We start from the raw sequence: 6,921 nt of genomic DNA, 5'->3' as shown, positions 1-6,921 counted from the left end.
GGCAGAGAGGTCACACCCGTTCCCATACCGAACACGGAAGTTAAGCTCTCTAGCGCCGATGGTAGTTGGGACCTTGTCCCTGTGAGAGTAGGACGTCGCCAAGCAACTAAAAACACAAGTCTTTTGACTTGTGTTTTTTTGTGTTTTCGAACAGTATGCAAAAAGAAGTAATGGTAATACAAACACGTTGCCCAAGGATGAATCATATTATATAAGAAATCGATGTATATTTTTTTGTAAATTGTTAAGGAATAGAAGTATAAAATATGTCCATTTAAATAGGGAGGGAAAGATATGAAATCACAAAACGAAGTTTGTATTGTTTGTGAGACAGAAAGAAAAGAAGGGATATATGTTTATAATAATTTAATATGTTATGAATGTGAAAAGGACATGGTGAATACAGAAACAAATGATCCGAAGTATATATATTATTTAAAACAGCTTCGGAAATTAGAAGTATCATATTTTTAAATAGGCATATGCCTATTATTTTTTTTGTTCTGTATAATAGATAAAGAATGAAATAATAAGGAAGAGATATAGATGAATCAAAATCGCATACCTTTATATGAAGCATTAATAGAGTTTAAAGAAAGAAGGCCGTTATCCTTTCATGTTCCAGGTCATAAAAATGGTTTAAACTTCCCTCAGGGGGCAGTAGAGGAGTTTAAAGATATACTATCTATCGATGTAACTGAGTTATCAGGGTTAGATGATTTACATAGTCCGTTTGAATGTATAGAGGAGGCACAACAATTATTAGCTGATGTATATGAAGTGGAAAAAAGTTATTTTTTAATTAATGGTTCAACAGTCGGGAACTTAGCAATGATTTTGTCTTGCTGTAGGGAACATGATATTGTTCTTGTACAAAGAAATTGTCATAAATCAATTATTAATGGTTTAAAATTAGCAGGAGCAAATCCAATTTTTTTAGATCCATGGATTGATGAAGCTTATAACGTACCCGTGGGAATTCATGATGAGATTATTAAGGAAGCAATTGAAAAATATCCAAATGCGAAAGCACTTATTTTAACACATCCTAATTATTATGGTATGGGGATGGATTTAGAGGAAAGCATTGCTTATGCACATGCACATAAAATTCCTGTGTTAGTAGATGAAGCGCATGGAGCTCATTTTTGTTTAGGCGGGGCATTTCCAAAGTCAGCTTTAGCATATGGTGCAGATATTGTAGTTCATTCCGCACATAAAACATTACCTGCGATGACGATGGGATCCTATTTACATATAAATAGCCGCTTAGTGAAAGAAGAAAGAGTTTCTACTTATTTAAGTATGCTACAATCTAGTAGTCCATCGTATCCAATTATGGCTTCTCTTGATATTGCACGCTTTACGATAGCGCGCATAAAAGAAAAGGGACATGATGAAATTGTCGAGTTTTTACGGGAGTTTAAAGAAGAATTGTCTTCTATCCCACAAATAGCTATTTTACAATATCCATTACAAGACGAGCTAAAAGTTACCGTACAGACGCGTTGTCAGTTATCAGGATACGAATTACAGTCTGTATTAGAAAAGGTTGGTATATATACCGAAATGGCAGATCCATATAATGTCTTATTTATTTTGCCTTTGCAAGTAAATAAGACGTATATGAAGGCTGTAGAGATGATCCGGGCGGCATTGCAATCTTATGAGGTGAAAGACAAGACGGAATCTATTCGTTATACTTATAAAGGAGAAATTTCTCCTTTACCGTATACATATAAACAACTGGAAGGATATGAAACAAAAGTAGTATCTGTAGAAGAAGCAGTTGGGATGATAGCGGCGGAAATGGTAATTCCATATCCACCTGGTATTCCATTGATTATGTATGGGGAAAGAATTACTTCAGAACATAAAGAGCAAATTATGCATTTAGAGAAAGCAGGCGCTCGTTTTCAAGGTAGCACGAAATATATGAAAGTGTATGATATAGAAAGTAGGTTTTAGGATGAAGGGATTATTTGTAACAATTGAGGGGCCAGAAGGTTCGGGTAAAACAACGTTAATTCAAGGTTTATTGCCATACTTTGAACAAAAGGAACAAAAGGTAATGGCGACGAGAGAACCAGGTGGTATTGCAATTTCTGAGGATATTAGAACGATTTTACATAAGCAAGAATATACGATGATGGAAGCACGTACAGAGGCACTTCTATATGCCGCTGCACGTAGACAACATTTAGTGGAAAAAGTTATGCCGGCACTTAATGAGGATTACCTTGTATTATGTGATCGTTTTATAGATAGCTCTTTAGCTTATCAAGGCTATGCAAGAGGGTTAGGTATGGATAAAGTATTTGAAATCAATCGTTTCGCAACAGAAGACTGCATGCCTAGTTTAACAATTTACCTAGACATTGAACCCGAGGTTGGTTTAGCTCGAATTGCAAAAGATGCAGGACGTGAAGTGAATCGGTTAGATATGGAAGATATCACTTTCCATAAACGTGTGCGTGAAGGGTATTTACAAGTTGTAGAACGTTTCTCGGATCGTATTGTATTAGTAAATGCTGATCAACCAATGGAAAAACTTATAGAAGAAGTTATTCAAGTTATAGAAGATAAATTGTTATAATAGAAGGAAAGAATGAAATAAGTGAGGTATGCATTATGACGAAGACGTGGGAGCAGCTTTCTGCTATACAACCCATCGGTGTAAAAATGTTGATGAATAGCATCGCAAAAGAGCGTATATCCCACGCTTACTTGTTAGAGGGAGGGAAAGGGACAGGAAAGTTTGCGACAGCAATTCAAATGGCAAAGAGTTTCCTCTGTTCTCAGCGGAATGGGGTAGAGCCTTGTCATGTATGTACAAATTGTAAGCGAATTGATTCAGGTAACCACCCAAACTTACATATTGTAAAACCAGACGGATTATCTATTAAGAAGCAGCAAATTCATGATTTACAAGAAGAGTTTTCAAAAACAGGATTAGAAGCAAATAAAAAAGTATATGTTATTGAGCACGCAGATCGTATGACAGCAAATGCGGCGAATACACTTTTGAAATTTTTAGAAGAACCAAGTAGTGATACAACAGCTATTTTACTTACTGAACAAAGTCATCAAATTTTAAATACGATTTTATCTCGCTGTCAAGTTGTTACATTTAGACCGTTACCTACGGAATCTTTAATTAGAAGATTACAGGATGAAGGTGTTACGACATCTTTATCGACACTTGCTGCACAACTCACAAATAGTTTTGATGAAGCTTTAGCTTTATGTAGTGATGAATGGTTTGCACAAGCACGAGCTTTAGTGATAAAATTATGTGAAGCGCTCGAAAAAGACAAAGCCTCTATTTTTTTTGTACAAGAAAAATGGGGAAAACACTTTGGAGAGAAAGAACAATTACAGCAAGGTTTAGATATGTTACTCCTTATTTATAAGGATTTATTATATGTTCAACTTGGAGAAGAAGATCGTCTTGTTTTTCATGAGCAGAAAGAGATGTTTGAATCTTTCTCCTACGCTCAGAAGCGCATTGTATCAGCTCTCTTTAATATATTAGAGGCAAAAAATAGAATCAACGCTAATGTAAATGCGCAGCTTGTGTTCGAACAGTTAGTGTTGCGGTTGCAGGAGGGATGACCGTTTTGTATGATGTAGTAGGTGTTCGCTTTAAGAAGGCCGGAAAGGTGTATTACTTTGATCCGAATCAGTTCGATATCTCTGAAAATGAGTTTGTAATTGTAGAAACGGTAAGAGGTATTGAATACGGAAAAGTAGTTATTACCAAAAAGCAAGTTGATGAAAACGACGTTGTATTACCGCTAAAAAAGGTTATTCGTATTGCAAATGAAAACGATCGTACCATTGTTGAAGAGAACAAACATGCTGCAAAAGAAGCATATCAAGTTTGTCAGCAAAAGGTAGTAGAACATAATCTTGATATGAAACTTGTAGATGTAGAGTATACGTTCGATCGCAATAAAATTATTTTCTACTTTACTGCGGATGGTCGGATTGATTTTCGCGAACTAGTGAAGGACTTAGCAGCAATTTTTAGGACAAGAATTGAACTAAGACAAATCGGTGTTCGTGATGAAGCGAAGATGCTTGGTGGTATTGGTCCATGTGGTCGTATGCTTTGTTGTTCTACTTTTTTAGGGGATTTTGAACCTGTATCCATTAAGATGGCAAAGGATCAAAATTTATCATTAAATCCTGCAAAAATCTCTGGTTTATGTGGTCGCTTAATGTGTTGCTTAAAATATGAGAACGATGAATATGAGGCAGCAAAGGAACAACTTCCTGATTTAGATCAACGTATACAAACCCCGCATGGTACTGGCCGTGTTATCGGATTAAATATTTTAGAAAGATTAATTCAAGTGGAACTAGTAGACAAGGAACGGATAGTAGAATATACGTTAGATGAGTTAGTGAATAAAGGGGTCGTTTCGAGTCAAACCACAGATTAATGAGGTGGGTGCTTGTGGAGAAAAAAGATATTTTTGCATCGGTTTCTAGTATGGAAGAGCAAATTGGACATTTATACAAACAGTTGGGAGAATTAAAACAACATCTTGCAGAGTTACTGGAAGAAAACCAACATATAAAAATGGAAAATGAAAATTTGCGACACCGCTTTGAAGAAGTGCAGATTAAAGAAAAACAAAAAACTCAAAAACGTAAAGAAGTAAAGCCGAAGACAGATATTGGTGAAGGCTATGATAATTTAGCAAGACTATATCAAGAAGGTTTTCATATTTGTAATCTGCATTATGGAAGTGTACGTAAAGAGGGAGATTGTTTATTCTGCCTGTCATTTTTAAATAAAAAGTGAAATTACCTTTCCAATGATAATTGGAAAGGTAATTTTTTATACATGAGAGTAGAATGAAATATGTTTTTTATCCCGCTTTAATGGGCAGTAAGACCCCCACCTCAAAATTCAGCGAAAGCAAAGAAGTTAGGTGGGGGTCGGGCTGATAATCAGTGGGAGATGAAGAAAACCCCCACTGATTAAAGTTTCACTTTATTAGTTGAAGATGAAATAGGGTAGGCTAAGTGTAAGAAAAGGAGTAACATATGAATTTATATGAAGATGAACGTTTAGATTACTTATTAGCGCAAGATTTGAAGATTATACAAAGTCCATCGGTATTTAATTTCTCGTTAGATGCGGTTTTACTTGCAGATTTTGCCTGGGTACCAATTCAAAAAGGTAATTTACTTGATTTGTGTACAGGTAATGCAGTTGTGCCCCTTCTATTAAGTACAAGAACGAAAGGGAATATTACTGGTGTAGAAATTCAAGAACGCTTATATGATATGGGAATAAGAAGTGTCCAATACAATAAGTTGGAAGAAAGAATTCACTTAATACACGGAGATTTGAAAGATATGCCGGAGAAACTTGGGCGTCATCAATATGATGTTGTCACATGTAATCCGCCTTATTTCCAAACACCTGCAACTTCTGAAAAAAATATGAATGAACATTTAGCGATAGCTCGTCATGAAATTATGTGTACACTAGAGGATGTTGTATCTACAAGTAGTCAGCTAGTAAAGCAAGGCGGGAAAGTAGCATTTGTACATCGTCCAGGTCGTTTATTAGATATTGTTACATTAATGCGTAAATACAAAATTGAACCGAAGCGTGTACGATTTGTGTATCCTAAGGCAGGGAAAGAAGCGAATACATTGTTAATTGAAGGAATTAAGGATGGAAATGCCGATTTGAAAATATTGCCACCTCTTTTTGTATATGAAGAAAATAATGAATATACAAAGGAGATTCGTTCTATTTTATATGGAGAAGAATAAGCATTGTTTTTATGTAGTAGAGTGCTCTGACGGCAGTTATTATGCTGGATATACAAATCATATAGAAAAGCGAATTGAGACCCATAATAGCGGAAAAGGGGCCAAGTATACGCGTGCTAGACTTCCTGTTGTTTTAAAATACGTAGAATTTCATGAAGATAAGCGTACAGCTATGCAAGCAGAGTATTATTTTAAGCAATTAAATAGAAAACAAAAAGAAGAATATATGCAAAAAGGAGAACGCTATGTGGCAACAAAAAAGCTTTCAACAAAATGAAAAGGGAGTTTTATATTTAGTACCAACTCCTATTGGAAATTTAGAAGATATGACATTTCGTGCAATCCGAATTTTAAAAGAAGCTGATTTAATTGCTGCTGAAGATACGAGACAAACGAAAAAACTTTGTAATTATTTTGAAATTGAGACGCCTGTGATGAGTTACCACGAGCATAATAAGGAAGTAAGTGGTAAGAAAATATTAGAGAAGCTAGACGAGGGGAAAACTGTAGCACTTGTTAGTGATGCTGGTATGCCATGTATTTCCGATCCAGGTTACGATATTGTTGTAGAGGCTGTAACAGAACAGTATCATGTAATCCCGCTTCCTGGGGCAAATGCAGCCCTTACAGCATTAATTGCATCAGGTCTTGAAACAAAACAGTTTTATTTCTATGGATTTTTACAAAGAAATAAAAAAGAAAGAAAAATGGAGTTAGAGAAGCTTCGTTATGTACAAACTACAATGATGTTTTATGAAGCGCCTCACCGCTTGGATGATACTTTAATCTCGATGCAAGAAGTATTGGGAAATAGAGAAATTGTATTATGTCGAGAGTTAACGAAAAAATTCGAGGAATTTATTCGTGGAACAGTTGAAGAAGCAATTGAGTGGACGAAACAAAATGAAGTTCGTGGTGAGTTTTGTATTTTAGTAGCTGGTTCAACGGAAGAACCTGCTCCAGAGGAACAATGGTGGGAATCTATTTCGGTATATGACCATATTGAACATTATATAAACGAAAAAGGTATGAATTCAAAAGAGGCGATAAAAACAGTTGCTAAAGATCGAGATTTGTCGAAACGCGATGTATATCAAATCTATCATGTTGATAAAAAATAAG

9 protein-coding genes and 1 rRNA gene are annotated in these 6,921 nt (G+C 35.4%); all 10 read left to right on the top strand.

Going from position 1 to position 6,921, the window contains the following annotated elements; genetic code table 11:
* A 5S ribosomal RNA gene (rrf, locus tag ACTFRS_RS28145) occupies nt 1-104 on the top strand; the annotation flags it as partial.
* A 190-nt stretch (nt 105-294) separates the two neighbouring features.
* Complete coding sequence (locus ACTFRS_RS28140) at nt 295-474, top strand: sigma factor G inhibitor Gin (protein WP_000842028.1); 180 nt, start codon at nt 295-297, stop codon at nt 472-474.
* A gap of 72 nt (nt 475-546) precedes the next feature.
* Nucleotides 547-1,968 carry an aminotransferase class I/II-fold pyridoxal phosphate-dependent enzyme gene (locus tag ACTFRS_RS28135; RefSeq protein ID WP_139869779.1) on the top strand — a complete coding sequence of 474 codons (1,422 nt, stop codon included), beginning with the start codon at nt 547-549 and terminating at the stop codon, nt 1,966-1,968.
* A gap of 1 nt (nt 1,969) precedes the next feature.
* A complete protein-coding gene (gene tmk, locus ACTFRS_RS28130; protein ID WP_000677230.1) occupies nt 1,970-2,596 on the top strand; it encodes a dTMP kinase in 627 nt (208 codons plus the stop codon).
* A gap of 35 nt (nt 2,597-2,631) precedes the next feature.
* The gene (holB, locus tag ACTFRS_RS28125; RefSeq protein WP_000169574.1) at nt 2,632-3,615 is read left to right on the top strand and encodes a DNA polymerase III subunit delta'; all 984 of its coding nucleotides are present in this window, start codon (nt 2,632-2,634) and stop codon (nt 3,613-3,615) included.
* Between the two features lie 5 nt (nt 3,616-3,620).
* A complete protein-coding gene (locus ACTFRS_RS28120) occupies nt 3,621-4,448 on the top strand; it encodes a PSP1 domain-containing protein (RefSeq protein WP_000272429.1) in 828 nt (275 codons plus the stop codon).
* Between the two features lie 14 nt (nt 4,449-4,462).
* Nucleotides 4,463-4,813, top strand: a complete 351-nt coding sequence (gene yabA, locus ACTFRS_RS28115; protein ID WP_000412056.1) for a DNA replication initiation control protein YabA — start codon at nt 4,463-4,465, stop codon at nt 4,811-4,813.
* A gap of 245 nt (nt 4,814-5,058) precedes the next feature.
* The gene (locus ACTFRS_RS28110; protein WP_242294364.1) at nt 5,059-5,799 is read left to right on the top strand and encodes a tRNA1(Val) (adenine(37)-N6)-methyltransferase; all 741 of its coding nucleotides are present in this window, start codon (nt 5,059-5,061) and stop codon (nt 5,797-5,799) included.
* Nucleotides 5,786-6,076, top strand: a complete 291-nt coding sequence (locus ACTFRS_RS28105) for a GIY-YIG nuclease family protein (RefSeq protein WP_139869781.1) — start codon at nt 5,786-5,788, stop codon at nt 6,074-6,076. Before ACTFRS_RS28110 ends, ACTFRS_RS28105 begins: the two co-directional genes overlap by 14 nt.
* Nucleotides 6,045-6,920 carry a 16S rRNA (cytidine(1402)-2'-O)-methyltransferase gene (gene rsmI / locus ACTFRS_RS28100; protein WP_048552623.1) on the top strand — a complete coding sequence of 292 codons (876 nt, stop codon included), beginning with the start codon at nt 6,045-6,047 and terminating at the stop codon, nt 6,918-6,920. The genes ACTFRS_RS28105 and rsmI overlap by 32 nt, the downstream gene beginning before the upstream one ends.
* Nucleotide 6,921 lies beyond the last annotated feature (1 nt).

Origin of the sequence: Bacillus cereus group sp. MYBK139-1, assembly GCF_051916915.1 — a bacterium.
GTDB lineage: Bacteria > Bacillota > Bacilli > Bacillales > Bacillaceae_G > Bacillus_A > Bacillus_A pacificus.
This window is presented reverse-complemented; position numbering and strand designations above follow the sequence as displayed.

What these genes read in the sequence shown, in the direction of transcription:
- ACTFRS_RS28140 (WP_000842028.1), top strand. Translation starts at nt 295, where the DNA reads ATGAAATCACAAAACGAAGTTTGTATTGTTTGTGAGACAGAAAGAAAA.
- ACTFRS_RS28135 (WP_139869779.1), top strand. Translation starts at nt 547, where the DNA reads ATGAATCAAAATCGCATACCTTTATATGAAGCATTAATAGAGTTTAAA.
- tmk (WP_000677230.1), top strand. Translation starts at nt 1,970, where the DNA reads ATGAAGGGATTATTTGTAACAATTGAGGGGCCAGAAGGTTCGGGTAAA.
- holB (WP_000169574.1), top strand. Translation starts at nt 2,632, where the DNA reads ATGACGAAGACGTGGGAGCAGCTTTCTGCTATACAACCCATCGGTGTA.
- ACTFRS_RS28110 (WP_242294364.1), top strand. Translation starts at nt 5,059, where the DNA reads ATGAATTTATATGAAGATGAACGTTTAGATTACTTATTAGCGCAAGAT.
- ACTFRS_RS28105 (WP_139869781.1), top strand. Translation starts at nt 5,786, where the DNA reads ATGGAGAAGAATAAGCATTGTTTTTATGTAGTAGAGTGCTCTGACGGC.
- rsmI (WP_048552623.1), top strand. Translation starts at nt 6,045, where the DNA reads ATGTGGCAACAAAAAAGCTTTCAACAAAATGAAAAGGGAGTTTTATAT.